Source organism: Devosia sp. UYZn731, from assembly GCF_040546795.1.
In the GTDB taxonomy this organism is placed as follows: Bacteria; Pseudomonadota; Alphaproteobacteria; order Rhizobiales; family Devosiaceae; genus Devosia.
On sequence record NZ_JBEPOL010000006.1, the window covers coordinates 264,070 to 291,001 of the forward strand.

Here is a 26,932-nt window from a genome sequence, read left to right on the forward strand (position 1 = left end):
CCGCGCAGGTTAGGGGACGTTGGTCATGCCGGAACTGCCCGAAGTCGAAACCGTCCGCCGGGGGCTTGAGCCCTGGCTAGATGGCGCTACGATCGAGAAAGTCACCCTGCATCGCGCCAACCTGCGCTTTCCGTTTCCCGAGGGGCTGGCGGCGGCGCTGGAGGGGCAGACCATCACGGGCGTTGGTCGCCGCGCCAAATATCTGCTGATCGGCCTCTCCAACGGCAAGACCGTGCTCAGTCATCTCGGCATGACCGGCTCCTGGCGCTTTGCCGAACACGGCATCGACAAGCCGCCGCGCTATTATGAGACGCAGCCGGTCCCCAAGCATGACCACATGGTCTGGGAACTGAGCCATCCCAAGCATGGCCCCTCGCACCTGATCTATGCCGATCCGCGGCGGTTCGGGTTCATCGATCTCTATGACGATATTGAAGACAGTCCTTATCTTCGGGGCCTTGGCCCCGAACCCCTGTCCAACGGGTTCAATGGCGACGAACTGACGGCGGCCTTCAAAGGCAAGAAAAGTCCGATCAAGGCGGCGCTGCTTGACCAGCGTGTGGTTGCCGGCCTGGGCAATATTTACGTCGCCGAGGCGCTGCACCGCGCCCATATCCTGCCCACCATTCACGCCGGCACCATGCTGACCGCCAAGGGTAAGGCCAAGCCGGCCATCGAAGACCTCGTCTCGGCGGTGCGGCAGGTGCTGATCGAAGCGATCGAGGTGGGCGGTTCGACCTTGCGGGATTTCCGCAATGCGCAGGGCGGCTCCGGCTATTTCCAGCACCGTTTCGCGGTTTATGACCGGGAGGGGGAGCCCTGTCCCACGCCATTGTGTACGGGGACGGTGAAGCGCATCGTGCAATCCGGTCGCTCGACGTTTTATTGCCCTGTGTGCCAGAAGAAGCCCTAATTCCACCGGTCCTGAAGTCGACTCCCTCCCCCCTTCGCGAGGAGGGGTCAAGGGTGAGGGGACGTTTGGCCCCGATCCCAAATCGTGGCTCCCAACACCCCCACCCAGCCTCCCCCATCGAGGGGGAGGAGTCCCTCCGGTGATTGCGTCGGCTCCGCGCCTAACGCCCCCTGAATCCAGTTGACCTCTCCCCCCCTTTCCCCTATAGACCGCCCGAATGGCGGCTATTCACATGCCGCCGCTTTCATTTTCACCCCGGACGCAGCTCGCCTCAAGGCGATTTCGGCCGGAGGAACGCGCCCAAGAGGACCAAGATGGCCAATACTCCTTCAGCCAAGAAGGCCACCCGCAAGATCGAAGCCCGCACCGCGGTCAACAAGTCGCGCCGCAGTCGCGTCCGCACCTTCATCCGTAAGGTTGAAGAGGCCATCGTTGCCGGCGACCACAAGCTGGCCATGGAAGCCTTGGCGGTCGCCGCTCCCGAGATCAACCGCGCCGCCACCAAGGGCATCGTTCATGCCAATCTGGCCGCCCGCAAGGTCAGCCGCCTGAACCACCGCGTCAAGGCTCTCAGCGCCTGATTGGCTGCTGTGCCAAGGGCGCAGGCCTGCGGGTCTGCTTCCCCCCAAAGGGCTCCGCAAGGGGCCCTTTTTATTTGCCCCGTCACGGGCAAGGTTTTTTCGTTGGCCGTTGTCATGTGACATCAGCGTGACACTGGTCCCGGCTGGGGGTTTACCCGGAGGGCAAGGGTGTTTGTCGTTATCGGTCAACGGCTTAAGGACGAGTATGTCGCAGGTGTACAATGCGGCCCGGTAGCGCGTTAGGAGAAATTGCCGCTAACGGAAAATAAATTTCTTAACCCCATATGACGGCCGCCATGGGGAATATGTGTTGAGTCACAGAGCCTTGGTTTTGTGGGTTTTACACTGAGGCCGGATGGATTTTGACAGACCTCAGAGTCAACCCCCCATTTCAAAGATTCACCAGTTGCAGCCCCAAAATCGAGCCTCTAAAGTGATCTGGTCAGCTTGAGAAAAGACGGCCTCAAGGCACGTTTTGCCAGAGCGGACAGGGTCGTTGTTTGGGGTTTTTTCATAGGGTCGGCAGGGCAGCAATGTCCCGCCAATTGTGCCGATGATGGTTGGAATGACTGCATTTTTGTGCCGTCTGGCCAAGCCCGATCGGTCGCGTATCAAGTAACCGCTGGCCGGGTCAGGCCAGGTTCAAGTGATAGTGCAATACAGCGAACGGTGGCCAAAACCGCCGATGGAATTTTGCGACCCTGTCTCTGGGGACGGGCGAAGCTATGGGCAGGCGGCCAGAAGGCTGCCGGTGATCAATTGACAGCGTCATGCGGTTTTGCGGACCGCCGACCGAGCAATAACGAGGCACAGCACGATGCGACTACAGACCAGCGCTGGAGGCGAGGATTGGAACCGATCCGCTCCCCTCTCCACCACACCGGCAACTAAAGGCGATGCGTCTGCGATGACCAGTTCCGATGATCTCAGCGAAGCCCAGCGTGACCTCTGGAACCGCGTGCGTGCCCGGCTGAAAGCCTCCGTCGGCGAGGACGTGTTCACCTCCTGGTTTGCCCGGCTGGACCTCGAGGAGATCGTTGACGATCTCGCCCATCTGTCCGCCCCCACGCGCTTCCTGTGCTCCTGGGTGCAGTCCAATTATGCCGACCGGATTCTGGAAGCCTTTCGCCAGGATTCCGAGACCATTGCCCACCTGCAGATCACCCTGCGCGTCAATGGCCAGGCCCGCCCGCGCCTGACCCCGCAACAAGCCGAGGCTCCGCAAGCCGATGCGCCCGCAACAGCTGCTGCGCCCCTGGCGCCGGCCATGCCGCGCCTGATCCGCGACAATACCGCGCAAAAAGGCGACGCCCTGTCCGGCAGCGCCATCGACCAGCGCATGACCTTCGAGACCTTCGTACCCGGCGGCCCCAATGAAATGGCGCTCGGCGTTGCCAAGCAGATCGCCGCCGCCGCCGCCAACAATACCGTGACCTTCAATCCGGTCTATATTCATTCCACCGTGGGCCTGGGCAAAAGCCACCTGCTCAATGCCATCGCCCATGCGGTGCAGTCCGCCGATGCGACCAAGAACATCGTCTACCTGACCGCCGACCATTTCATGTACCATTTCATCACTGCCGTGCAGCGCCAGTCGGCGCTCGGCTTCAAGGAATGGCTGCGCCGGGTCGACCTGCTGCTGATCGACGACATGCAGTTCCTGCAGGGCAAGTCCGCCACCGAATTCGGCCATACGCTGGGCACGCTGCTTACCGGCGCCAAGCAGGTCGTGGTGGCCGGCGACGCGCCGCCGCGCGATCTCGAAATGCTCGACGAGCGCGTCCGCTCGCGCCTCTCGGGCGGGTTGGTGGTGCCGATCTCGACCTTCGATATCGACCTGCGCCGCGCCATCGTGCAGCGCCGTGCCGATCAGGCCACCGCCCGCTTCGGCATGCACTTCCCGGTGCCGGTGATCGACTATGTGTCCCGCGTCGTGGTCAGCCATGGCCGCGATCTCGATGGCGCCGTCAACCGCCTCGTCGCCGCCAACCAGCTGACCGGCGAACTGATCACCGTGCCGCTGGCCGAAAAGACGCTTGGCGACCTGATCCGCAGCCATGAGGCGCGCCGCGTCCGCATCGAGGACATCCTCAAGATCGTCTCGCGTCACTATAAGGTGCCGCGCAACGAACTGCTCTCGGCCCGCCGCTCGCGCGATGTGGTCCGGCCGCGCCAGATCGCCATGTTCCTCGCCAAGGCCCTGACTTCGCGGTCCCTGCCCGAAATCGGCCGCCGCTTCGGCGGGCGCGATCATACGACCGTGCTGCACTCGGTTCGCAAGGTCGAGCAGATGATCAAGGATGATATCGAGTTAGCGCAGGAGATTGAGTTGTTGAAGCGCATGCTGGAGGAATAGAGGCTCCAACCCCTCACCCTGACCTTCCGCTGAGGTCTGTCCCTCTCCCACAAGGGGCGAGGGTTGCCGACTGAAACTCTCGGCTCCATCCCTTCTCCCCTCGTGGGAGAAGGTGCCCGAAGGGCGGATGAGGGGGTCTTGCCTCCTACGGCAAATCCCGCCCCATGAATTCCGCAAACTTCTCCTTCCAGTCCGGGTGCCAGCGCGACAGCGCCGGCCGGTTCTCGATGATGTCCATGGCGTTCCAGAAAATCCGCTTGTGGTCGGTTTCGTTCGGCGTTTCCTCGTCTGGACAGAGGATGAAAAACTCGTCCCGACCGATCGCTGCCGCCATATAGTCCACCACCTGTTCCGGCAGCCATGCGCCCGGCCGATGCTCGGCCTCGCCCGTCGTGGTCCAGCCGGGGATCAGCAGATGGGCCGAAACCGCGCTGCCCTCCCGCTCGCGCAAATCCCGCGCCAGGTTCTGCGTATAGGCATTCACCGCCGCCTTACTGGTGTTGTAGGCAGGATTGCCCGGCGGGTTAGTTAATCCCTGCTTGGAGCCGGTATTGACGATCACGCCCGGCCGCTCGGCCCTGAGCATGCCCGGCAGGAAGGCCTGCACCCCATTGACCGGTCCCAGCACGTTGATGGCGAAGGTTCGTTCCCAATTCTTGATCGGATCGAGAATGCCACCCGCGCCGCCGGCAACGAAAAACGCGGCATTGTTCATCAACAGGGTCGGCCGCGCCCAACTGGTCTCGACCGACTGCGCCAGCGCTACCATTGCCGCCGGATCGGCCACATCGAGCACTTCGGCACGAACGTTCTGCGTCCCCACGACCCCGCCCAACTCGGCGGCCGTCTCTGCCAGCTTGGTCTCGTTGACGTCCACCAGCACGATGCGCATGCCTGCCTGCGCCGCCCGCCGGGCCGCGGCCCGGCCGATCCCGCTGGCGCCCCCGGTGATGACGGCGACGCCGCCCGCTGCAAAACTTTCTGACATGGTATTCTCCGGTTCCTGGCTGCTTTGCTGCACTCTAGCCAAAACCGCCGCGCAATGCAGCGCCGGTGCTGGCTCTTTGCGCCCTGCGGTCAAATGCCTGTCGGCAAAATGGCTCCCGCCCTTGCGTTTCACCTAACAAATTGTAAAGGTCTGCCCCCGGCTCGCCGGGTGTTTCCTGTCCGTTTCGGGCAGTCTCGTGTGCAAGGATTTAGGGTTATGAAGGTCACGCTCGAACGCAATCATCTGCTCAAGTCGCTGAGCCATGTGCATCGGGTCGTCGAGCGGCGCAATACCTATCCGATCCTTGCCAACGTGCTGTTCAAGGCCAGCGACGACACAGTCGAATTACGCGCGACGGACCTGGATATCGAAGTCACCGAATCCGTGCCCGCCATGGTGGGCACCTCGGGCACCACCACCGTGCCGGCACACACGCTCTACGAAATCGTGCGCAAGCTCAGCGACGGCGCCGAAGTGCGGCTCGAAACCGATGGCGCCGAGCAGATGACGCTGACCTCGGGGCGCTCGCGCTTCAACCTGCAATGCCTGTCGCCCGACAGTTTCCCCGATTTGAAATCCGGCAATTTCGGACACGAATTCTCCATGCCGGCCTCGGCTTTGCGCGAATTGATCGAGCGTACCCAGTTCGCCATTTCCAATGAGGAAACCCGCTACTACCTCAACGGCATCTATTTCCACACCGTCGATATTTCCAACCAGGGAACCGTGCTGCGCGCCGTGGCCACCGATGGCCACCGCATGGCCCGCGCCGAAATCGACGCGCCGGCTGGTGCCGCCGGCATGCCCGGCATCATCGTGCCGAAAAAGACCGTGGGCGAAGTGCAAAAGCTGCTCGATGGCGCCGATGGCGACGTGGCGGTGGAAGTCTCCGACACCAAGATCCGCTTCAAGGTCGGCTCGGTCGTGCTGCTCAGCAAGCTGATCGAGGGCACCTTCCCCGACTATGATCGGGTCACCCCCAAGAACAACGACAAGCAGATGAATGTCGACCGCGCCGCATTTGCCACTGCGGTGGACCGCGTCTCCACCATTGCTTCGGAGCGCGGCGGCAAGGCCGTCAAGCTGTCGGCCAAGGATGGCCTGCTCGAACTCTCGGTGACCAATCCCGATCACGGCACGGCCAGCGAAGAATTGGCCGTCGAGTTCGAAACTGACGGCTTCGAGATCGGCTTCAATGCCCGTTACCTGCTCGACATCGTCGGCCAGATCCGCTCCGACAGCGCGGTGTTCATGTTCAACGACGCCGGCTCGCCCACGCTGGTGCGCGAAGAGGGCGAGGCCAAGGCGCTTTATGTACTGATGCCGATGCGCGTTTGAGAGCTTCGTGGCACGCCCGCCAGCAGAGACTCCGACCGCTCGTGCGGCCAGACTGACACTCTTCAGCCTGCCGGCTTTTGCTATTGGGGTGGCTCTGATGGTGTTGGGTTATGGCGCCTTCCTGCCGCCGAACCTGTCGGCGATTGTGCGCTGGATTGGCGGAGCGGTGGCGGTGGTGAGTTTTTCGATCGGCTTCGTGGCGATCCGCACGATGATCGCCGCGCGTTCTCAACGATAGGCGACACGGATCTGGCAATCGAGATAGCACTGACCATGCCCAGGCCGACACGCTTTGGATTTGGCAAAATGGTGGATCGACCCTCATGACCACCCGCCATCTCTCCCGCCTCCGCCTCACCGCCTTTCGCAATTATGCCTCGGCGGCGCTTGACCTGGACGAGCGCCATGTTGTGCTGACCGGCCCCAATGGCGCCGGCAAGACCAACCTGCTCGAAGCCATTTCCCTGCTCTCCCCCGGCCGCGGCTTGCGCCGCGCCAGCTTCGATACCGTGCAGGCCCAGGGCTCCGACGCTGGTTGGGCGGTCGCCGCCACCGTGGAAACCGATGATGGTCCCGCCGATATCGGCACCGGCGCCGGCCCCGACGACAGTGGCCGTCGCGTACGCATCAATGGCGCCAATGCCCGCTCGGTCGAGGCGATGAGCGATTACCTGCGCGTACTCTGGCTGACGCCGGCCATGGACGGCCTGTTCTCTGGCCCCGCCAGCGACCGCCGGCGCTTTTTGGACCGCCTGGTGACGACCCTCATCCCCGGCCATTCTGCGGCCGTCAGCGACTTCGAAAAGGCCATGCGCCAGCGCAACAGGCTGCTGGACGACAATGGCGAAGGCCGTTGGCTCTCCGCCATCGAGGCCCAGATGGCCGAACTCGCCGCCGCCATCCATCATGCCCGCACCGATAGCCTGGGACAGCTGCAATCGCTGATCGCCGAGAGCCTTGAGGACGGCAGTTTCCCCGCCTCCCATCTGGCGCTGACGCCGCTGTTCCAGGACCGCCACGAGCCGGTCTCCTCATCGGCGCTGGAAGCCGAGTTGGCCACGCTCTGGGCCGGCTCGCGCGCCCTTGATCGGGCCGCCGGACGCACCATATTTGGACCTCACCGTGTCGATCTGGAGGTTACCTATGCCCAAAAGGGCATGCCGGCGGCCCTGGGCTCGACCGGGGAGCAAAAGGCGCTGCTGATCGGGCTCATCCTGGCCCAGGCGCGCCTCGTCAAATTGCGGACCGCCATCACCCCGTTCCTGCTGCTCGACGAGATTGCCGCCCATCTCGATCCCGACCGCCGCCGGGCGCTGTTCGCGGCCCTCGACCGGCTCGGTACGCAGTGCTTCTTGACCGGCACCGACCCGCTGCTGTTCGAGGCTCTCGGTCCTCGCGCGCAGCCCATCACGGTACGCGATGGCCGGCTCTATCCGGACACCGCGCGCCCCTGAGTCCATCCCCCGCCAAACCGGCCCAAAAGCCCAATTTGCTTGGGGTTTGGCCCCTGTTCCGATAGAACTAGACTCACCGTAAACGAAGCGATTCGAAGCCCATGACCGATACCGAAAAATCCTTGCCCTCCGACTACGACGCCGACAGCATTAAAGTGCTCAAGGGGCTCGATGCGGTGCGCAAGCGACCGGGCATGTATATCGGCGATACCGATGACGGTTCGGGCTTGCATCACATGGTCTACGAGGTGGTCGACAACGCCATCGACGAAGCGCTGGCCGGTCATGCCGATCTGGTGCAGGTGACGCTCAATGCCGATGGATCGGTGACCGTCATCGACAACGGTCGCGGCATGCCGACCGGTATTCACACCGGCGAGGGCATTTCGGCGGCCGAGGTCATCATGACCCAGCTGCACGCCGGGGGAAAGTTCGACCAGAATTCGTACAAGGTCTCGGGCGGCCTGCATGGCGTTGGCGTTTCAGTGGTCAATGCCCTCTCGCAATGGCTCAAATTGCGCATTCGCCGCGAAGGCAAAATCCATGAGATCAGCTTTACCCATGGCGACGCCGATGCGCCGCTGGCGGTGACCGGCACCTATGAGGGCCGCACCGGCACGGAAGTGACCTTCCTGCCGTCGCTTGAAACCTTCACCATGGTGGAATTCGACTTCAAGACGCTGGAGCATCGCCTGCGCGAGCTCGCTTTCCTCAATTCGGGCGTCCATATCCTGCTGCATGATCGCCGCGCCGCCGACCCGGTCGATATCGATCTGTACTATGAGGGTGGCCTCGAAGCCTTCGTGCAGTATCTCGACAAGTCGAAAAGCCCGATCATCGACAAGCCCATCCTGATCATGCACGAGAAGGACGGCATCACCGTTGAAGTCGCGCTGCAGTGGAACGACAGCTACCACGAGAACGTGCTGTGCTTCACCAACAACATCCCCCAGCGCGATGGCGGCACCCACCTTGCGGGCCTCCGCGGCGCGCTGACGCGCCAGGTCAATGGCTATGCGGATACCTCGGGCATTTCCAAGAAGGAAAAGGTCACGCTGAACGGCGACGACACCCGCGAGGGCCTTACATGCGTGCTGTCTGTAAAGGTGCCAGACCCGAAATTCTCCAGCCAGACCAAGGACAAGCTGGTTTCCTCCGAAGTGCGCCCGGTCGTTGAAAACGTTGTCAACGAAAAGCTTGGCCAGTGGTTCGAGGAGCATCCCCAGGAAGCCAAGCTGATCGCCACCAAGGTGGCCGAAGCCGCGGCCGCCCGCGAGGCCGCCCGCAAGGCGCGCGAACTGACCCGCCGGAAAGGGGCACTCGAAATCTCCTCGCTCCCCGGCAAGCTCGCCGATTGCCAGGAACGCGATCCGGCCAAGAGCGAAATCTTCATCGTCGAGGGCGACTCGGCTGGCGGTTCCGCCAAGCAGGGCCGCGACCGCGCTACCCAGGCCGTGCTGCCGCTGCGCGGCAAGATCCTCAATGTCGAGCGCGCCCGTTTCGACCGCATGATCGGCTCCGACCAGGTCGGTACGCTGATCACGGCGCTGGGCACCGGCATCGGCAGCGAGGAATTCAACGCCGACAAGCTGCGCTACCACAAGATCATCATCATGACCGACGCCGACGTCGACGGCGCCCATATCCGCACGCTCCTGCTGACGTTCTTCTATCGCCAGACCATCGAGCTGATCAAACGCGGCCACATCTACATTGCCCAGCCGCCGCTCTATAAGGTCAAGCGCGGCCAGTCCGAGCAGTACCTCAAGGACGAGCGGGCGCTGGAAGATTACCTGCTCTCCACCGGGTTGGACGAAGCGGTGTTCACCACGCGTGACGGCGTCGAGCATGCGGGGCAGGACCTGCTGGGCATCCTGCAGCAGGCGCGTGACATCGTGCATGCCATCGGCAATCTCAACACCCGCTATAATCGCAGCCTTGTCGAACAGGCGGCCATCGTGGGCGGGCTCGATCCCGAAGGGCTGAGCGATCCGGCGCGCATCAATGTCACCATGGAGCGCGTCGCCAACCGGCTCGACCGCATCTCCGACGAGCTCGAACGCGGCTGGACGGGCCTGGTCACCGACGAGGAGGGCCTGAGCTTCTCGCGCACCGTGCGCGGCGTCAGCGAAACCCACCAGATCGATCAGGCACTGCTGCAATCGGCCGATGCGCGCAAGCTGCGCCAGCTCGCCGCACGTCTTGATGAGCTTTATGGCGGCGTGCCCACCCTCAACCGCAAGGGTGAAGTGACGCAGATTTTTGGGCCGGCCTCCCTGTTCAAGGCCGTCACCGATGCGGGCCGCAAGGGCGTGTCGCTGCAGCGCTACAAGGGGCTGGGCGAAATGAACCCGTCCCAGCTTTGGGAAACCACGCTCGATCCCAATGCGCGCACCCTGCTCAAGGTGGAAATCCGCGAAACCGACGAAGCTGACTCCATCTTCACCGCCCTCATGGGCGACCTCGTCGAACCCCGCCGCGACTTCATCCAGGACAATGCGCTCAGCGTGAGCAATCTGGACGTCTGATCGGGCAAAATAAAAGGTATCGGACCCTATGATGCGCACATCGCTGTTCATGATTGCCGTCGTCGCCGCGTTCGGCGCGGCGGTGCCAGCCCAGGCCCAGGATGCGTCCATGCCGCTGCTCCGCGTCTATATCGATACGCCGTATTTCTACGATTTCCTTGCCGATGTCGGGGCGGTCGATGCCAATGGTCTTTATCCGGTGCATGTCTATCTCGAGGGCAAGGAAGTGGGTGAGGCCAACGTGCTCTACAATTGCGCCGAGCATACCTGGGAGCAGAGCCCGGTCGTTGACTGGAGCGGGTTTTCCGGCGATTTCCTCAGCGCTGCACTCTTGAGCTTCGATCACCTGTATTGCGGCAGCTGACCGGCGCTGCCCGGCTTGTAACTGCCGCGCAACACTGCCGATCAACCCGCCGAGACCCCCATAAACCGGCCACATTTTGCCCGGACAAGCGATCAGGACCGCGCTGATGCTGCTGATAAGCGCTCTGCGAAACGGTCGATATGGGCCTTCACGATGCGATAACCTCGGTTTCCTGACTCAGCGGAACAGAGTACAAGGCGCAACAAGGCTGCTTTCAGGGTTCGATTGATGGATTTTCGCATTTCCCCCGATGACCGGGTCGGCGCTCAGGCCAAGCGGGGCAGCAAGCCCGCGCCACAAGCCAAAAGCGGCGGTCGCGATCGGGTCGAACCCTCCATGGGCCAGTCGGTCGGGGTTTTCGTCGATGACGAGCGCTCGGGCGGCGCCGCCACACCACCGCCGTCCAACAAAAAAGCGCCCAAGCGCGGCACTGCCAAGGCCCCGCGCGGCAAAGCCCCCAAGAAGCGCCGGTCGCGCACCGGCGGCTTTCTCATGTCCATCGCCTATTGGGGCTTCATCTTCGCTATCTGGGGCGGCCTCGCCGTTATCGGCGTCATTGTCTATTACGGCATGCAATTGCCGTCCTCCAACACCTGGGCGGTGCCGGATCGCGCCCCCAATATCCGTATCTTGGCCGCCGATGGCCAACTGATCTCCAATCGCGGCCAGACCGGCGGCGAGGCGACGACCCTGCGCGAATTGCCCGCCTATGTGCCGGCGGCCTTCATCTCCATCGAAGATCGGCGGTTCTACGAGCATTTCGGCGTCGACGTGATCGGCCTGGCCTCGGTGGCGCTGGAAAGCGTCAAGGCCGGCGGGGTGACCCGCGGCGCCTCCACCATCACCCAGCAGCTCGCCAAAAACCTGTTCCTCACCCCCGACCAGACCCTGGGCCGTAAGGTGCAGGAAGCCATCCTGGCCGTGTGGCTGGAGCAGAACTATTCCAAGGACGAGATACTCGAGCTTTATCTCAACCGCGTCTTCTTTGGCCACGGTGCGACGGGCATCGATGCCGCCGCCCAGACCTATTTCGGCAAATCCGCCCGCAATCTGACCCTTGGCGAAGCCGCCATGCTGGCCGGCTCGCTGCAGGCGCCGTCACGCCTCAATCCCAAGGGCGACCCTGCCGCCACCGCTGCCCGCCAGAAACTGGTGCTGCAGGCAATGGCCAATGAGGGCTACATCACCAAAGAGGAAGCCGCGGCCGCCCAGATCGATCCGTCCCAGACCGTACGCACCAAGGTGGCGGGTTCGGAATCCTACGTGGCCGATTGGGTCGAAAGCCTGATGCAGTCCTATATCGGCGATGTCGATACCGACGTGATTGTCTCCACCACGCTCGATTGGCGCCTGCAGAAGGACGCCGAAGTCATCGTGCGCGAAATGGTCGCTTCTGAGGGCCCCAAGCGCCACTTCTCCCAGGGCGCGCTTGTCGCCATGGATGTCGACGGCACCGTGCGCGCCATGGTGGGCGGCGTCGATTACCAGGCCAGCCAATATAACCGCGCCGTTACCGCCAAGCGCCAGCCGGGCTCCACCTTCAAGCCCTTCGTGTATCTCGCCGCCATGGAAAAGGGCTATACGCCCGATACCTTGGCCGAGGACGCCAAGTTCGACTACAATGGCTGGAGCCCGCGCAATGCGTCTGGCAAATATGCCGGCACCGTGACCCTGCGCCAGGGCCTGGCCTACTCGCTCAACACCGTCACCGCCCGGTTGGCCATCGACGTGACCCCCCAGGTGGTGATCGATACCGCTACCCGCATGGGCATTTCCTCGCCACTGACCCCGGTCCCCTCGATCGCGCTGGGCACTCAGGAAGTGAACCTGCTCGAACTCACCAGCGCTTACGCGCCCTTCGCCAATGGCGGCATGGGCGTCATCCCCAATGTGATTACCTCGATCAAGACCGTGGATGGCAAAGTGCTGTACGAGGCGAGCAAGGCCGGCCCCGGCCAGGTCATCGCGCCTCATGTGCTGGCCGAAATGAACGACATGCTGGAAACCGCCGTCGAGGTGGGCACCGGCAAGGGCGCCAACCTTAACGGCTGGACCTTTGGCGGCAAGACCGGCACCAGCCAGGAAGCCAAGGACGCGCTGTTTGTCGGCTATACGTCGCACATGGTGACCGGCGTCTGGCTCGGCAATGACAATTCCACCAAGACCACTTTGTCGGGCGGCAACGTGCCGGTGGCGATCTGGAGCCAGTTCATGACCAAGGCCCATGAGGGCCTTGAGGTCAGGCCGATCCCCAACGGCACCTACCAGCCCGATCCGAGCCAGGGCGCGCCGCAGCCCGTGATGGACCCCAATACGGGCCAGCCGATGATCGATCCGAATACGGGTCAGCCCATGGTGCAATATGTCGATCCGGCCACCGGCCAACCGGTCCAGCCCGGTGCACAATTGCAGCAGCAGATCGACCCCGCCACCGGCCTGCCCTATGCCCAGATCGACCCGGCGACGGGCCTTCCGGTCCAGGCCCAGGCGCAAATCGATCCGGCCACGGGGCTTCCGGTCCAACAGCAGCAGATCGATCCGGCGACCGGCATGCCGGTGCAGCAGATCGATCCCAATACCGGCATGCCGATCCAGCAGGTTATTCCCAGCGCCGGCCAGCCGGTGCAGGATGGGACCCAGCCGCAGTATTACGATGCGAATGGGCAGGTCATCCAGGGCTACCAGGTCGATCCCAATGCGGCCCAGCAGCCGACGCAATATGTCGATCCGAATACGGGTCAGACCTATGACGTGCGCACCGATGCCAATGGGCAGCAAATTCTGGTGCCGCCGGGAAGCGTGGGGCAGCAGCCACAGCCACAAGTTTACGATCCCAACGCCCAGCAGCCGACGCAGCAGCAAAGCCCGGGTTCGCAGCGCACCCTGATGGACCTGATCTTCGGCGATCAGCAGAACTAGCGGTGACGGCATCGATCAGACTGGCCCTGGCGCAAGATGTGCCAGCCATCGCCGAGCTGATCGATGCCGCCTACCAGCATTATGTGCCTATTCTGGGCCGCAAGCCGCGCCCGATGCTGGACGATCATGCCGCCCGCACGGCTCGCGGCGAAAATTTCGTCTGGGATGACGATGGCGCGCTATTGGCAGTGATCGCGCTGGCGCAGGAACACCGGGGCGCGCTGCATATCTTCAACATCGCCGTGCATCCCGATGCGCAGGGCCGCGGATTGCTGCGGCAATTGCTGGACTTCGCGGAGGCTAAAGCGCGCGAAAGCGGGCTGCCGCTGCTCACTTTGTACACCAACCAACTGATGACGCGGAACCGCGCCATCTATGCGCGGCTGGGTTTTGTGGAGGTGGGGACCGAAGAGGCCAATGGCTACAGAATAGTCTTCATGCAGCGGCCGGTACTGGCTGCCTGAGTGCCCTCAGGCGCCGTACAGCATCAGCTCGCGCCCATGCGCCTTGAGCCAGGCACGGCCGCGCTCCATATCGGGCAAGGTGCGCTTCACGGTCGCCCAGAACTGGTCCGAGTGGTTCATCTCCACCAGATGTGCCACTTCGTGGGCTGCCACATAATCCAGGACATGCGGCGGCGCGATGATCAGCCGCCAGTTGTAGTTGAGGTTTCCCGTCGACGAACATGAGCCCCAGCGGCTCGACTGGCTGCGCATCTTGATCGACCGCACCGTCACCCCGAGCCGTTCGGCATGGACTGCGGTCCGCGCGGCGAGATCGATCGCCGCCTCGGCCTTGAGCCAATCCACCAGCCGTCTTGCCTGATGCGCCGGATCGCCCGGCACCAGCAGCACCGGCTCGCCATCCACTTCGCTCAGTTCCACGCGGCCGCGCACCTTGCCGGTGCCGATAATGCGATGCACGACCCCGCGCAGCGGCACCGTGCCGCCGTCGCCCAGTTCGACCGCCTCGGGCGCCCGCTTCAGTCGCGCCGCCAGCCAGTTGCTATGCCGCAGCAGGAACGCTTCCGCCTCGACCCATTTGCCATGCGGCGGCAGCGTCAGCACCGGCCCGCTGCTGGGCAACGACAGCCGATAGCTGCGCGCCCGCGCATGGGTACGCACGGCCACGCTAACCATGCGGCCATCGATGGCCAATTGGGTGCTGGTGGGGATTTTGGGCTTGGCTTTGAAAAACACGGCGGCAGGGGACCTTCGGCCGGAGCCGGTGAGAATCATGGAGGGTATTTTAGCATGGAGTTTGTCGCAGTCTCGATCTGTCCCCTCCCCCTCGAGGGGAGGGGAACCTGCTCCGCGTTTGGGAAAGCCCAACCAAAAAAAGGCGCCCCTTGCGGGACGCCCAGTTTCAATCGTTGGGAAACGACTGCCTCAGGAGGAAACTTCGGAAGCCAAGGCTCAGGCGTTGCCGCCGCTGCTCCAGCCACTATTGTTGTCGCCATTGTCGTCGCGCTTGGGCTCGGTATAGCCCTGGCGATTGCTGCGGCGATCATTCATGAAGCGATCGAATTCTTCGCGGTCCTTGGCCTTGTTGAGGTTGGCCATATATTCGTGGAAGTCTTCGATTTCCGCATCGAGCCGGGCGCGTTCTTCTTCAAGGCGACGCAGCTGTTCGGCGCGGTAGTCGTCGAAGGCGGCATTGCCGCTGGACGACTGCGCGTAGTGATGACGGCCGAAGCCGGCATGGCGGTTGCGATTGGGCGCGCACCAGTCGCGGCCCTTGTTGAAATAGGCCTGGGCCTTGTCGGCGGAGCCGCCGAACTTCTCGCCCCACAGGATGTAGGCGAGCACGACGAAGCCGACCGGCCAGAAGAAGATGAAGCCCATGACCATCAGGGCGATGGTGATTGGCGACCATTGAGGTTTGATAAGCGCTGTGTTCATTTCGGTGATCTCTTTCCCAGTCACGATTTATCAAAAGTGGCCCCGGCCCGGGTAGGATCAAGCATGTGCCCAAGGTTTTTTGGTCTTGAAATCCAATACTGGCTTTCCTATGCGCCGCGCCAAAACCAACCCCAAATGAGGAATAAGCCGTGACTTTGATGCAAGCCGACGGTCTGCCGCTGCCCTCGACGTGGCGCCCGCTGCGTCTGGAAACCCTGGTGCTGCTCCGCTGGCTGGCCATCGGCGGCCAGACCATCGGGGTGCTGTTCGTGGCCTTTGGGCTCGGCTTTCCGGTGCCGCTGCCGGCATGCCTGGCGCTGATCGCCCTGTCGGTGGGCGTTAATATCGTGCTGGTGGGCCGTTTCGGTTCTGCCTATCGGCCCACATCGGTCTTTGCCGCCAGCCAGATCGCCTATGACCTGCTGCAGCTCGGGTGCCTCTTGGCACTGACCGGGGGCCTGCAAAATCCGTTCGCCATTCTGCTGCTGGCCCCAGTCTCGGTCTCTGCCACGACGCTGCCGCAACAGGCCACGGTGGTGTTGGGCGTGCTCGCGGCGCTGATCGCCACGGTGCTGTCGGTGTTCCACCTGCCCCTGCCCTGGGATCCGAGCGAAGCCCTGGTCTTCAACCGCATCTATGTTATCGGCATCTGGGTGTCGCTGATCTGTGGCGTCGTCTTCATCGCCGCCTATACGATGCGTGTCGCCCATGAAGCCCGCCAGATCGGCGATGCGCTGGCGGCGACCGAGCTGGCGCTGTCGCGCCGCGAGCAATTGAGCGCGCTTGATGGCCTCGCCGCCGCCGCCGCGCACGAATTGGGTACGCCGCTGTCCACCATCGCGCTGGCCGCCAAGGAAATGCGCGGCGAAGCCCCAGCCGGCAGCGAGCTGGCCGAAGACATCGAACTGATCATCGAGCAGGCGGCCCGCTGCCGCGCCATCCTCGCCAAGCTGCGCAATCTGGGGTCCGATGACACTGATCCCTTTGCCGAAGTGCCGCTGACCGATCTGCTCGCCGAAGTCGCCCGCCCGCATGAAGGTCGCGGCAAGGTCATTGCCTTCGCCTCCGAAAAAGCTGCCGGCCCGCCGCCGGTGTTCCACCGCAGCGTCGGCCTGCTCTATGGCCTGGGCAATCTCATCGAGAATGCCACCGATTTCGCCCGCCAGACGGTGCGCATCGAATCCAGTTGGGACCGCTCGGCCATCAGCGTCACCATCACCGATGACGGTCCCGGCTTTGCCCCGGAATTGATCGCGCGGCTGGGCGATCCCTATCTCACCAGCCGCCCCCGCGATCCGCAGGCCCGCGATGCCCATCTCCCGGGTGGCCTGGGCCTTGGCATTTTCATCGCCAAGACCCTGCTTGAGCGCACCGGCGGGCGCTTGGCGTTCCAGAACATCGATCCAGCCGGCCACGCCCAGGTCCGCATCGTCTGGCCGCGCTCGGCGATCGAGCCGAACGTGCGTTAGCGCTCTGCGACATCCTGCCTCTTGTGACACCGGGTCCGAACCCAGACCTAAATGCTGTGATATCGGCTGTCACAGCCCCGGAGGTTTACCATGGCCCATCTGCATTTTGACGTTTCCGCCACAAACGCTTATGTGAAGTCCATGAGCACGATCGAAGAGCTGTTGGCCACCGACCCGTCCCTATTGTTGGTGGACGATGATGCTGCATTCCTGCAACGGCTGGAGCGCGCCATGCAGCGCCGTGGCTTCGAGGTGCGCATCGCCGCCACCGTCGCCGCCGGGCTTGCCGCCGTGGCCGAGCGCCCGCCCGCCTATGCGGTGGTCGACTTGCGCCTCGAAGACGGCAATGGCCTTGAAGTGGTGCAGGCGCTGCATACCAAGCGCGCCGATGCCCGCGCCGTAGTGCTGACCGGCTATGGCAATATCGCCACCGCCGTGACCGCAGTGAAGCTGGGCGCGGTTGACTATCTCTCCAAGCCCGCCGATGCCGACGACGTCATCAACGCCCTGCTGGCCACCGGCGAGGACAAGCCCGAGCCGCCGGAAAATCCGATGTCGGCCGATCGCGTGCGTTGGGAACACATCCAGCGCGTCTATGAGCTGTGCGATCGCAACGTCTCGGAAACCGCCCGCCGGCTCAACATGCACCGGCGGACGCTGCAGCGTATTCTGGCCAAGCGCGCGCCGCGTTAAGCCACGAACAGGCTCTCGAACCCGCCATAGATCATGCGGGCGCCGTCGAATGGCATCTTCATGGCCTGCATGCGCGCATCGCTCATCATTTTCTGCCCGACGGCGTCGCGTGTCGCCTTGTCGGGATACTCAATCCAGGAAAATACGATCGCTTCGTCCTCCTTGGCCGCCACCGCGCGCATGAAGTCCGTCTGCTTGCCTGCCGGCACGTCGTCGCCCCAGGTCTCGACGATCCGTGTGGCGCCCCATTCCTTGAACAGCGCCGCCGCTTGGCGGGCATGGGCGATATAGGCCTGCTTGTTGGCCTTCGGCACGGCGGCAACAAATCCGTCGACGTAAGTCATTTTCGCTCTCCTCTGCGGTGACACTGTTCCAATGACGAATGAGCGGTCTCGGTTGCGACATCGCTCCGCGCCTATTTTCGGCAAAGCGGTGCGGTCCCCCTTTCGCCGTATTGTCAAAGCGTTAGTCTAGCAATCGCCAAACAACCCGGGAGCCTGCCATGAGCGTCACCCTGCACTTTCACGGCGCGGCGGGCACCGTCACCGGCTCCTGCTATCGCGTGGAGCATCCCAGCGGGCAGTTTCTCGTCGATTGCGGCCTGTTCCAGGGCAATAAATCAGTCCGCGCGCTGAACCTCAAGCCGACACCGTTCGATCCCAAGGCGATCGATTTCCTGCTGCTAACTCACGCCCATATCGATCATGCGGGCCTGTTGCCAAAGCTCTATCGCGAGGGCTTTCGGGGCCCGATGTGGATGACCGAGCCCACCGCCGGCCTGCTCGAATATCTGCTGCCCGATAGCGCCAGCATCCAGGAAAGCGAGGCCGAGCGCGAAACCAAGAAGCTCTCGCGGCGCGGCGAGGAGCCCGCCAAGCCGCTCTACACGCTGGAAGACGCCGAGGAGGCGCTGCAGCATCGTGAGACCACCGGCTATGCGCATTGGATTACCCCCGGCCCCGGCGTGCGCGCCCGCTACTGGAATGCCGGCCACATTATCGGCTCCGCATCCATCGAAGTCGAAGTGATCGACACCGATGGCAAGCCCGTCACCATCATGTTTTCCGGCGATATCGGCCCCGACGAGAAGGTATTCTACAAGGAGCCCGAAGGCCCCGCCGGCTTCGATTACATTCTGTGCGAATCCACCTATGGGGGCCGCGAGCGCGACGATTACACCCTGGTGCAGCGCCGGGAGTCCCTCAAGACCGAGATCAACGAGGCCCTGCGCCGGGGTGGCAATCTGGTGATCCCCGCTTTCGCCGTCGAGCGCAGCCAGGAATTGCTGCATGACATCGGCTACCTGATCAAGACCGGCGAAATCTCACCCCAATTGGTGTTCCTCGATAGCCCGCTGGCCAGCAAGGTCACCAGCGTCTATCGCAAATACGCCAAGATGTTCGATGACGTCGAACTCAGCGCCAGCGAATTGTTCAACGACCCGCGCTTCCGCATCATCGAGGGCGTCGAGGAGAGCAAGGCGATCAACACCATAAGGGGCGGCGCCATCATCCTGAGTGCCTCCGGCATGGCCGATGCCGGCCGCATCCAGCATCACCTGCGCAACAACCTGCCGCGCGGCAATGCCACCGTGCTGTTCGTCGGCTACCAGGCGCCCGGCACGTTGGGCCAGATCATCCAGTCCGGCGCCAAGGAAGTGCGTATCCACGGCAGCCTCGTGCCGGTGCACGCCCGCATCCGCTCGATGGGCAATTATTCCGCCCATGCGGATCATTCCGAACTGATGGCCTGGATCAAGGAACGCCTGCCCGCCCACGGCGCCATCTTCCTGACCCATGGCGAGGACGAGGAGCGCACCGCCCTGCGCGCTGCCTTGGTGACCAGCGGTCTCTCCGGCGATCAGGTCGTTTTGCCCCAGCTCGACGACTTTTTCGAATTGCGCGCCGACGGCATTGCCGCCGTCATCCACCCTGCGACGCCCCGTATCGATCCCGCGCAGATGACCACTGACTGGCACAACCAGTTCGCCGATTTCACCATCCGCCTCAGCCAGCGGCTGAACGGCGTTAGCGACGTGGACAAGTTGCGGGTCATGAAGGAATTGCAGGCGAAGTTATCCGAACTGGGCGGCGATACCACGCCGCCGGTGTCGACATTTGTGCCGCGCGCGCCCAGCGAATCGCAGGCATTCGACGAGTAAAGTTCTCGCTGAACGGGACTGGCCCTGTGGCGCGCATGTTCCCCCACCCGCTCCTTCCCCCGGACTTGATCCGGGGGCCGCTATCAGCGCGGCATGTGCTTTGAGAGGCCCGCGGATCAAGTCCGCGGGAAGGGACGGTGGATGGGGCTATCGTCTTCGATAGACCTTTCGTGCTCTCACTTCGGTCCCGGATCCATCAGCAAATGGATGCGATCCGCCCCCATCCGCGCGAGCTTGATCATCAGCGCCTTGCGCCGCGCCGGGTTCAGGGGTGTGTGGGGACTATCCCGCAAAATCGCCCCGTCATGCCCGTCTGCCACGATCAACCCCTCGCTCTCGGGGAAAATCGCGGCGTCCAGTTCGGGCGGCTTGGCGAAGAAGAACTTGTCGGAAAATTCGCGATATTCCGGCCATTTCCGGTCCACCTGAAAATCGATCAGACTGGATTTGATTTCGACGATCCAGATTTCGCCCTTCGGCCCGACGCCCAAAACGTCGGCGCGCCGTCCATTGCGCAGCGGCACTTCGGCATAGCAGGCCATATCGTAGACCTCGCGCAGCATCCGCATCACACCGCGCTGCACGCGCAGCGCGGTGGCCGATTGGCGCAGGTCGACGATGGGCGGCAGCTCAGCCATGGCTCGATGCGGGTTCGACCCCCGCAGTGACGACCGGCCCCTTGGTGGCCAGCGCCCGGCAGGCGATCAGCCCCAGGATCAGGACTGGCAGGATCACCAGATACGACGAGCGAATGCCCAGATATTCGGCGACGAAGCCGAGCAGCGGGGGCCCGAGGAAGAAGACGATGAACGTCACCTGGCCCAGCGCCGCCACATTGACCGCCGATGGCCGGTCGGTGCGCTGCGCCGCGGCCGAAACGGCCAGCGGATAGACCGCGCTACAGCCCGTGCCCATCATCGCGAAGCCCGCCAGCGCCACCCAATAGACCGGCGCGAAAGCCACGGCCACGGCGCCCGCAATCGCCAGCCCCATCAGCGTGATCGCCACGCTGCGCGGCCCGAACCGGTCGACCACCGGATCGGCGGTCAGCCGCATGGCGGCCATAAAACCCGAGAATAGCGTCAGCCCCAGCCCGCCGGTGAACGGATCGACGGAAAAGACGTCGCGCATGTAAATGCCCGACCAGTCGATGCCCGCGCCCTCGACCAGGAAGGCCGCGATGCCGATCATGCACAGCGGCAGCAGCCCCCAGTGCGGAAAGGCGATTCTGGGGGTATCGCCCTGATGGCCGGTCAGGCGCGCCGGCGCATTGACCATCCCCACCATCATCCAGGTGCCGATGACGAACACCACGCCCACCGCGATCAGCAGATGGATTTCGATGGAGATTCCAGCGCCGCGCACGAATGCACCCAGGAGCGCGGTCACGAAGAACCCGAGACTCCACATGCCGTGGGCCCGGTTCATGTAGCTCTTGCCGAACTGCGCCTCCAGCCGGTCGGTCTGCACGTTGAGGTTGATTTCCAGCGCCCCGGCCAGGAGGCCGGCGACGAATAGCAGGATGAACACGCCCGGCGCCCAGCTCAGCCACGGGATCAGCGCATAGCAGGTCGCGGTGCCCAGTACGGTCACCAATGCCGTGGTGCGCGCACCCAGCCGATCGATCAGCGGCGCCGAAAAGGTCAGCGAAATCAGCGAGCCGATGGCCATGCCGATCAGGGTCAGGCCCAGCTCGCTCTTGCTGACCTGCAATTGCTCCTGCAGGTCGGGCATGCGCGACAACAGGGCCCCTAGCGCGAAGGCAAAGAGAAAGAAGCAGGCGAAGATACGGTAGTGCGGCGCGATTTTCATGCCAGTTTAGCCTTGAACTTGGGAGATAGGGCGCCGGCCGCGAACAGGCTCACCACCACGAGGGGCAGGCCGATACCGAAGGCCCAGCGGATGCCGAAATGCTCGGCCACAAAGCCCAGCAGCGGCGGTCCGAGCAGGAACCCCACGAAGGAAATCTGCGCCAGGGCCGCCACATTGACCGCCGCCGGGCGATCGGTGCGCTGCGCCGCCGCCGACATGGCCAGCGGGAAGATCGCGCTGGTGCCGCAGCCCATCAGCGCGAAGCCCACCAGTGCCATCCATGGCGCATTGGCGAAAAACACCATCAACGCCCCCACGCCAAGCACGCCCAGCAAGATCCGCGCCACGGAGACGGGATTGCTGCGCTCCACGAAGCCATCGGCCAGGAAACGCATCAGCGCCTGAGCGCCGGCGCCCAGGGCCACGGCGAAACCGGCGAGGAACGGTTCGGACTGGAACACATCGCGCATATAGATGGCCGACCAATCGATGCCGGCGCCTTCCATCATCACCGCCGCCATGGTGACGCAGACCAGCACCAGGATAGCCAGGGTGGGCCGGGCAAAGCGCGGGCCTTCATCGGTGCTGCCACCCGTGCGATGCTCGGCGGGCTCGAAGCGGCCCATGATCACGGCGGTGCCGATGAAGATCACCGGCACCATGATCAGCAGGTGCAGTTGCGGCGACAGACCGGTCTGGGCGATCAGCGAGCCGATCAGCCCGGCGCTGAAAAACCCGATGCTCCAGAAGCCATGCGCCCGGTTCATGATGCGCCGGCCGATAGCGTGCTCGACGCGGTCGGCTTCCAGATTGACGATGACTTCGATCACCCCGATGGTCAGCCCAACCGGCAGCAGCAACAGGAACAGCGTCAGCGGCGAGGGCGCCCAGACGGCCAGCGCGTAAAACACGGCCAGCAGCGGCAGCGCCGTCAGCAGCGCGCGGCGATGCCCGATTTTTTCGATCAGCCCACCCGCAAAGGTCAAAGAAATCAGCGTGCCGACGGCGGCGCCGATCAGCGCCAGCCCGAGTGCGCCCTCGGCCACGCCCATGGCGCGCTGAATATCCGGCAGGCGCGGGAAAATGCTGCCCATGCAAAATGAATAGACGAAAAATGCCGCGTAGACCCGCAACTGCGGGGGCATGTCGATGCCGAATTTCATGATTGAAAAGAACTCGCGAACTGGAATTGGAGGCGACGCTAACCGGATTCGCCGCGCGGCGAAACAGCGTCTCAAATGCTCGCAAAATCGTTTATTGCAACGTTGGAATAAAGGCAATTGTCCGTATGGCTACAATTGCGCGCAGGGCCGGCCAGCCCTCACAATACCGCGTAGCTGTCGTCGCGCAACACGTTCACGCCCGTTTCAAAGTTACGCACGATTTCCAGCCGACGGAATTGCCCACCCAGTCGACTTTCGGCGGGCCGGTTTGGCGCCGTCACCCGGTCGCGCCGGTCGGGGCCGAAATAGCTCGAGGTTTCGAAATAGGTCAGGCTCGGGCCGACCTGCCGCCCGATCCGCTCGCTCACCCGCTGCTGGGTGAAGGGCATGGTGATGATGTCGTCGAACCCCAGATTGATGCAGGCCGAAATGGTCTCCGCCGAGGTCTTGTCGGAGAAATAGATCATCGGCGAAAACCGCACGCGCCGGCTCGGACAGAACCGGATCGCCTCGGCGATCTCGCTCAAGCTGGCAATCTGCACTACCGGGGCGAACAGGAAGTAGCAGACCGGCGTGTGATGGGCCTGGTTTTCGGCCGCCTCGATGCCCGCATAGGGCAATACCGCGGCGAACTTGAGAGTCCGCGCGATATCCGCCAAAGCGGCGCCGGCCCCGGTGGTGGGGCCGATGATGAAAGCGGTGGCATGCATTGGTCGCGTCCCCGACCAGTTCTAGTTTCCCGCCAGCACGTTACGCTGGCCATTGCTAAGGGCGCGCTAACAGCCGGCCCCGTTTATCCCCGCAGTCCAGCGCCGCGCGCTATTTGCCCTGATGCAGTGGCCGCTCGCCACCGAATAGCGGCGCGTTCTCGCGCATCAGCGCCGCAATGCGGTCGCCGATGGTGCGCACCGCCAGGCTATGGCGCTCCTCGTGGTGGCTCACCAGCCATTGGTCGGTGCGCAATTCGGTGATGATCGGCGCGACCCGGATCAGCCGCTCGTCGCTGTCGCCCACGAAACACGGAAACACCGATAGCCCCGCGCCCGCCGCCACCAGTTCGCGCACGCTCATAGCATCATTGCCCCGCACCCCGATGCGATCGCCATGATGTGCCTCGATCCAGCGCGCCGAATGGGTCTGCGCCCCGTCCCCCGCCACGCCGACGAACAGGCCCGCCGCCACGCCATTGATCAGCTCGCGACCCGAATAAAGCCCATAGGCGACGCTGCCGATCTGCCGGCCAGCCAGCCATTGCTCGGTCGGTCGCTGGTTGCGAATGCCCAGATCGGCATTACGGCGGCCGATATCCACCTTCTCGTTAGCGGTCACCAGCTCCAGCCCGAACCGGTCTGCCACGGTCCACACCCTGCCGATATGGCGCGATACGAAGGCCGAGGTCCACGGCCCCGCCGACAACCGCACGATACGGTCGCGCAGATTGCCTTCCTTCCACCGCGTCAGCGACAGCATGGCCGCCTCGACATCCTCGGCGCGCGCCAACAGGTCTTCGCCCGCGCTGGTCAGCCGATAGCCCTGTTGCGAGCGGTGAAATAGCGGCTCGCCAATCTGCCGCTCCAGAGCGTTGACGCGCCGGCCCAAAGTGGCGGCGCTGAGGCCCGTGGTCGCCGTCGCGGCACTCAGCCCGCCCAGCCGCGCCACGTCGAGAAACACTCTCAGGTCGTCCCAGCCAAATTCCATTTTTCAATTCTGCAAAGCTCATTGCGTTCCTGACCATAGCGGCAACGCGGCAATCGCGGCAAGTATGTCCCTGCGGCGCGGCAAAGCGCCAAATCATCAGTGGCAAAACCGCATTCTTGAAAAACCGGCCTGATCGCCGGTGCCGGCTTTGCCATGGCCAATCCAGGGAATTCTTCCGTGCTGCAAAACCTCATCGCCCGCTATCGCATCTGGCAATTGCGGCTCGACACCACGCGGTACCTCGAAGACTTCGATGACCGACTGCTGGCCGATATGGGCATCGAGCGCGATGCCATCAGAACCATCGCCCGCTGCAATGCCATGGCCGCCCAGCGCCAGATCCGGAACGCGGCCCCTGCAACCAGGTGCGCCGAGCCCGATTGTGGTCTGGTCGCCTGAACCGAGGAGAACCACAATGCAGATCAACATACTGGGCCCATTCGGTCCCGTCAGCCGCCTCACGCTGGGTGGCGGCGGCATCGGCCAACTCTGGGGCGAGGCGTCGGATACCGACTCGGTCGATACGCTCCGCCGTGCCGTCGAGGCCGGCATCGACCTCATCGATACTGCCCCCGGCTACAAGAATTGCGAGAAGATGATCGCCAAGGCCTTCGGCGGCAAACTGCCCGACGGCGGGCGCATCACCACCAAATACAGCCTGGGCACGCCGCCGCGGGCCGAGGTGTATGATCGCCTGCGGGCCTCGCTCGACGCCAGCCTCGCTGCCATGCTTCTACCGCGCGTCGACCTGATGATCCTGCACAGCGAAATCCGCCCCGACGACTTTGAGTATCCTGCCGGCCAGCCGCCCAAGGACATGCGCTCCACCAGCCTCAGCCTTTATCGCCAGGCGGTGGTGCCCGCCTTCGAGCGGCTGGTGTCGGAGGGCCTCATCGGCGCCTGGGGCATTACCGGTATCAACCACGCGGCGGGCACTATCGATGCCATGTCGTCGGGCCCACGTCCTGCCGTGGTCCAGGCGATCGCCAATCTTATGGACAGTCCGGGCGAAATGAACGGCACTGGCCTCGCGCCGCGCCCGCGCGATGTCATCACCGCCGCCAAAACCCATGGCGTGGGCGTCATGGGCGTCCGCGCCGTGCAGGCTGGCGCGCTGACATCGGGGATCGACCGCCCGGAGCACAGCCCGACCAGCGCCGATTTCGACCGCGCCGCTTCAAGAACGTTGCCGAACTGGATCAGGCGCTCGCTGCCGAACGCCAGGGCCCACTCGATGCCGATCAGGTCGCCGCTATCGACGCGCTGGGATTGCGTCTCTAGAAAATAAATGGGCCGCCCCCAAACGGAGCGGCCCATTCATGATCTGGTATTTTGCGTCAGATTTGTTCGATGCAGACCGAAGTCGTGCCGCGATTGCGGAAGCCCAGCTTGGACGCCGCACCGGCCGACAGATCGATAATGCGGCGGCCATGGTAGGGGCCGCGATCGTTGATGGTCACGATTACCGCATTGCCGGTGTTTTGGTCGGTTACGCGCAATTTGGTGCCGAAGGGCAGCGAGCGATGCGCCGCCGTCATGGCATTCTGATTGAAGATCTGGCCGGAAGCCGAGCGGTGGCCATTGAAGCCGGGGCCATACCAGGAGGCGCCGCCGCATTGGGCAAAGGCACCGGCGGTGGACGTTATCAGGACTGCAGCAGCAAGTGCAGCGGCGAACACGGTCTTTTTGATCAAGCGTCTAGTCTCTCTTCAGTTGTTCCTGAACAGATGCTTAATGGCGGGGCGGGGCCACAATGTGGGCCAACTGCCTCAATCGCCTTTGCGGCCCACTCTGTTGCCAATAGAACGCGGCAAATCGCGTGACGATTGATTAATCTGTCGGCCAAGACTCTGCCGAGCGAAGGATATGAATCTAAAATCAAACGCGATCGGCGATTCAGGCCGATGGATTCCGCCGTCAGCGAAATTGGATTTGCGTCGTGCGACTTTGCGGCAACAGTTCCACGCCCACGGCCTGTATTGGGCAATTTGCGTAGGGTTCCGGCAGAACTTTGGGCTGTTTTGCGGCCGACCAGGTCCGATTAAGGCGCGATTGTGACAACGACAAGCCATCAAAACCGTGGATTGCGGCTTCCGCCCCAGCCCTGCGCCAAGCAATATGGCGCCAGAGTCGCCGATGAGCGACGGGGGACGTCATGACACTTGCTACAACATTCATTCTTATCGGCCGTATCGTCTTCGGCCTGTTTTTCCTGATCGCCGGCCTGCGCAATTTTGCCGGTTTCAAAACGCGCATTCCCTCGAAAACCAACTACGGCTGGGACCTGCCGCCGCCAATCGTCGCCCTGGGCTTTGCCATGCAACTGGTGGGTGGCCTGTCGCTGGTGTTCGGGCTCTGGCCCATTTACGGCGCCGCGCTGCTGATCGTCTTCCTCGTTCTGGCCACGGCGATGTACCACAACCTCTTCCTGTTCCATGGCAAGGAGCGCGATCCGCACCTTTATCTGGTTCTGGTCAACATCACCCTCGCCGCCGGCCTGCTGATGATCATCGGCCTCTCGCTCTAGCTTTTTCGCGGCCTCTCCGCATGGGCTTGACGGCTTCGCAGCATCATGGATATAAGTTATCCACGAT

26 protein-coding genes are annotated in these 26,932 nt (G+C 63.4%); 16 read left to right on the top strand and 10 right to left on the bottom strand.

Annotated features, from left to right (window positions below; genetic code table 11):
* The first annotated feature begins 25 nt into the window (after nucleotides 1–25).
* From mutM to dnaA, 3 genes are all read left to right on the top strand, one after another.
* Nucleotides 26–913, top strand: coding sequence for a bifunctional DNA-formamidopyrimidine glycosylase/DNA-(apurinic or apyrimidinic site) lyase (gene mutM / locus ABIB57_RS16535; protein ID WP_354042218.1), 888 nt, complete (start codon nucleotides 26–28; stop codon nucleotides 911–913).
* 314 nt (nucleotides 914–1,227) lie between these two features.
* Entirely contained in the window at nucleotides 1,228–1,494 is a 267-nt protein-coding gene (gene rpsT, locus ABIB57_RS16540) for a 30S ribosomal protein S20 (RefSeq protein ID WP_299728868.1), read from the top strand.
* Nucleotides 1,495–2,401: 907 nt separating this feature from the next.
* Nucleotides 2,402–3,850: a chromosomal replication initiator protein DnaA gene (gene dnaA / locus ABIB57_RS16545; protein WP_354042219.1), complete on the top strand. Its 1,449-nt coding sequence runs from the start codon at nucleotides 2,402–2,404 to the stop codon at nucleotides 3,848–3,850.
* A 145-nt stretch (nucleotides 3,851–3,995) separates the two neighbouring features.
* Here the strand turns inward: dnaA and ABIB57_RS16550 are convergent, their stop codons facing one another.
* Nucleotides 3,996–4,838 carry an SDR family NAD(P)-dependent oxidoreductase gene (locus tag ABIB57_RS16550; RefSeq protein WP_354042221.1) on the bottom strand — a complete coding sequence of 281 codons (843 nt, stop codon included), beginning with the start codon at nucleotides 4,836–4,838 and terminating at the stop codon, nucleotides 3,996–3,998.
* Nucleotides 4,839–5,054: 216 nt separating this feature from the next.
* Here ABIB57_RS16550 and dnaN point away from each other — a divergent pair, with 216 nt between their 5' ends.
* The 7 genes from dnaN to ABIB57_RS16585 all read left to right on the top strand — a co-directional run bounded on the left by dnaN (nucleotide 5,055) and on the right by ABIB57_RS16585 (nucleotide 13,905).
* Nucleotides 5,055–6,176, top strand: coding sequence for a DNA polymerase III subunit beta (gene dnaN / locus ABIB57_RS16555; protein ID WP_354042222.1), 1,122 nt, complete (start codon nucleotides 5,055–5,057; stop codon nucleotides 6,174–6,176).
* 7 nt (nucleotides 6,177–6,183) lie between these two features.
* The gene (locus tag ABIB57_RS16560; protein ID WP_354042223.1) at nucleotides 6,184–6,414 is read left to right on the top strand and encodes a hypothetical protein; all 231 of its coding nucleotides are present in this window, start codon (nucleotides 6,184–6,186) and stop codon (nucleotides 6,412–6,414) included.
* 85 nt (nucleotides 6,415–6,499) lie between these two features.
* Entirely contained in the window at nucleotides 6,500–7,630 is a 1,131-nt protein-coding gene (gene recF / locus ABIB57_RS16565; RefSeq protein ID WP_354042224.1) for a DNA replication/repair protein RecF, read from the top strand.
* 101 nt (nucleotides 7,631–7,731) lie between these two features.
* Nucleotides 7,732–10,158, top strand: a complete 2,427-nt coding sequence (gyrB, locus tag ABIB57_RS16570; protein WP_354042225.1) for a DNA topoisomerase (ATP-hydrolyzing) subunit B — start codon at nucleotides 7,732–7,734, stop codon at nucleotides 10,156–10,158.
* A 31-nt stretch (nucleotides 10,159–10,189) separates the two neighbouring features.
* Nucleotides 10,190–10,522 (top strand): hypothetical protein, encoded by a 333-nt coding sequence (locus tag ABIB57_RS16575; protein ID WP_354042226.1) that lies wholly within the window; start codon nucleotides 10,190–10,192, stop codon nucleotides 10,520–10,522.
* Between the two features lie 228 nt (nucleotides 10,523–10,750).
* A complete protein-coding gene (locus ABIB57_RS16580) occupies nucleotides 10,751–13,441 on the top strand; it encodes a PBP1A family penicillin-binding protein (RefSeq protein ID WP_354042227.1) in 2,691 nt (896 codons plus the stop codon).
* Between the two features lie 2 nt (nucleotides 13,442–13,443).
* On the top strand, nucleotides 13,444–13,905 hold the full coding sequence (locus tag ABIB57_RS16585) for a GNAT family N-acetyltransferase (RefSeq protein WP_354042229.1): 462 nt from the start codon (nucleotides 13,444–13,446) through the stop codon (nucleotides 13,903–13,905).
* A gap of 6 nt (nucleotides 13,906–13,911) precedes the next feature.
* Here ABIB57_RS16585 and ABIB57_RS16590 read toward each other — a convergent pair whose 3' ends face one another.
* Complete coding sequence (locus ABIB57_RS16590) at nucleotides 13,912–14,640, bottom strand: M48 family metallopeptidase (protein ID WP_354042230.1); 729 nt, start codon at nucleotides 14,638–14,640, stop codon at nucleotides 13,912–13,914.
* 216 nt (nucleotides 14,641–14,856) lie between these two features.
* Entirely contained in the window at nucleotides 14,857–15,342 is a 486-nt protein-coding gene (locus tag ABIB57_RS16595; protein WP_354042231.1) for a DUF2852 domain-containing protein, read from the bottom strand.
* A 158-nt stretch (nucleotides 15,343–15,500) separates the two neighbouring features.
* On the opposite strand from ABIB57_RS16595, the gene ABIB57_RS16600 reads away from it, so the two are divergent.
* The gene (locus ABIB57_RS16600; protein WP_354042438.1) at nucleotides 15,501–16,811 is read left to right on the top strand and encodes an ActS/PrrB/RegB family redox-sensitive histidine kinase; all 1,311 of its coding nucleotides are present in this window, start codon (nucleotides 15,501–15,503) and stop codon (nucleotides 16,809–16,811) included.
* A 141-nt stretch (nucleotides 16,812–16,952) separates the two neighbouring features.
* The gene (locus tag ABIB57_RS16605) at nucleotides 16,953–17,504 is read left to right on the top strand and encodes an ActR/PrrA/RegA family redox response regulator transcription factor (protein ID WP_299728353.1); all 552 of its coding nucleotides are present in this window, start codon (nucleotides 16,953–16,955) and stop codon (nucleotides 17,502–17,504) included.
* On the opposite strand, the gene ABIB57_RS16610 is transcribed toward ABIB57_RS16605, so the two are convergent.
* Nucleotides 17,501–17,848, bottom strand: a complete 348-nt coding sequence (locus ABIB57_RS16610) for a DUF1428 domain-containing protein (protein WP_354042233.1) — start codon at nucleotides 17,846–17,848, stop codon at nucleotides 17,501–17,503. The genes ABIB57_RS16605 and ABIB57_RS16610 overlap by 4 nt on opposite strands.
* Before the next feature lie 158 nt (nucleotides 17,849–18,006).
* Here ABIB57_RS16610 and ABIB57_RS16615 point away from each other — a divergent pair, with 158 nt between their 5' ends.
* Complete coding sequence (locus tag ABIB57_RS16615; protein WP_354042234.1) at nucleotides 18,007–19,665, top strand: MBL fold metallo-hydrolase RNA specificity domain-containing protein; 1,659 nt, start codon at nucleotides 18,007–18,009, stop codon at nucleotides 19,663–19,665.
* Between the two features lie 176 nt (nucleotides 19,666–19,841).
* Here ABIB57_RS16615 and ABIB57_RS16620 read toward each other — a convergent pair whose 3' ends face one another.
* From ABIB57_RS16620 to ABIB57_RS16640, 5 genes are all read right to left on the bottom strand, one after another.
* Nucleotides 19,842–20,303, bottom strand: coding sequence for an MmcB family DNA repair protein (locus ABIB57_RS16620; RefSeq protein WP_354042235.1), 462 nt, complete (start codon nucleotides 20,301–20,303; stop codon nucleotides 19,842–19,844).
* Nucleotides 20,296–21,477: an MFS transporter gene (locus ABIB57_RS16625; RefSeq protein ID WP_354042236.1), complete on the bottom strand. Its 1,182-nt coding sequence runs from the start codon at nucleotides 21,475–21,477 to the stop codon at nucleotides 20,296–20,298. The genes ABIB57_RS16620 and ABIB57_RS16625 overlap by 8 nt, the downstream gene beginning before the upstream one ends.
* On the bottom strand, nucleotides 21,474–22,640 hold the full coding sequence (locus ABIB57_RS16630) for an MFS transporter (protein ID WP_354042238.1): 1,167 nt from the start codon (nucleotides 22,638–22,640) through the stop codon (nucleotides 21,474–21,476). Before ABIB57_RS16630 ends, ABIB57_RS16625 begins: the two co-directional genes overlap by 4 nt.
* Nucleotides 22,641–22,798: 158 nt before the next feature.
* A complete protein-coding gene (locus ABIB57_RS16635; RefSeq protein WP_354042239.1) occupies nucleotides 22,799–23,350 on the bottom strand; it encodes a response regulator in 552 nt (183 codons plus the stop codon).
* Between the two features lie 109 nt (nucleotides 23,351–23,459).
* A complete protein-coding gene (locus ABIB57_RS16640) occupies nucleotides 23,460–24,338 on the bottom strand; it encodes a LysR family transcriptional regulator (RefSeq protein WP_354042240.1) in 879 nt (292 codons plus the stop codon).
* A gap of 177 nt (nucleotides 24,339–24,515) precedes the next feature.
* On the opposite strand from ABIB57_RS16640, the gene ABIB57_RS16645 reads away from it, so the two are divergent.
* The gene (locus tag ABIB57_RS16645; RefSeq protein ID WP_354042242.1) at nucleotides 24,516–24,737 is read left to right on the top strand and encodes a DUF1127 domain-containing protein; all 222 of its coding nucleotides are present in this window, start codon (nucleotides 24,516–24,518) and stop codon (nucleotides 24,735–24,737) included.
* A gap of 16 nt (nucleotides 24,738–24,753) precedes the next feature.
* Nucleotides 24,754–25,626 carry an aldo/keto reductase gene (locus tag ABIB57_RS16650; protein WP_354042243.1) on the top strand — a complete coding sequence of 291 codons (873 nt, stop codon included), beginning with the start codon at nucleotides 24,754–24,756 and terminating at the stop codon, nucleotides 25,624–25,626.
* A gap of 49 nt (nucleotides 25,627–25,675) precedes the next feature.
* Here ABIB57_RS16650 and ABIB57_RS16655 read toward each other — a convergent pair whose 3' ends face one another.
* The gene (locus tag ABIB57_RS16655) at nucleotides 25,676–26,032 is read right to left on the bottom strand and encodes a septal ring lytic transglycosylase RlpA family protein (RefSeq protein WP_354042244.1); all 357 of its coding nucleotides are present in this window, start codon (nucleotides 26,030–26,032) and stop codon (nucleotides 25,676–25,678) included.
* Nucleotides 26,033–26,493: 461 nt separating this feature from the next.
* Here ABIB57_RS16655 and ABIB57_RS16660 point away from each other — a divergent pair, with 461 nt between their 5' ends.
* On the top strand, nucleotides 26,494–26,865 hold the full coding sequence (locus ABIB57_RS16660) for a DoxX family protein (protein WP_354042245.1): 372 nt from the start codon (nucleotides 26,494–26,496) through the stop codon (nucleotides 26,863–26,865).
* The last annotated feature ends 67 nt before the right edge of the window (nucleotides 26,866–26,932 follow it).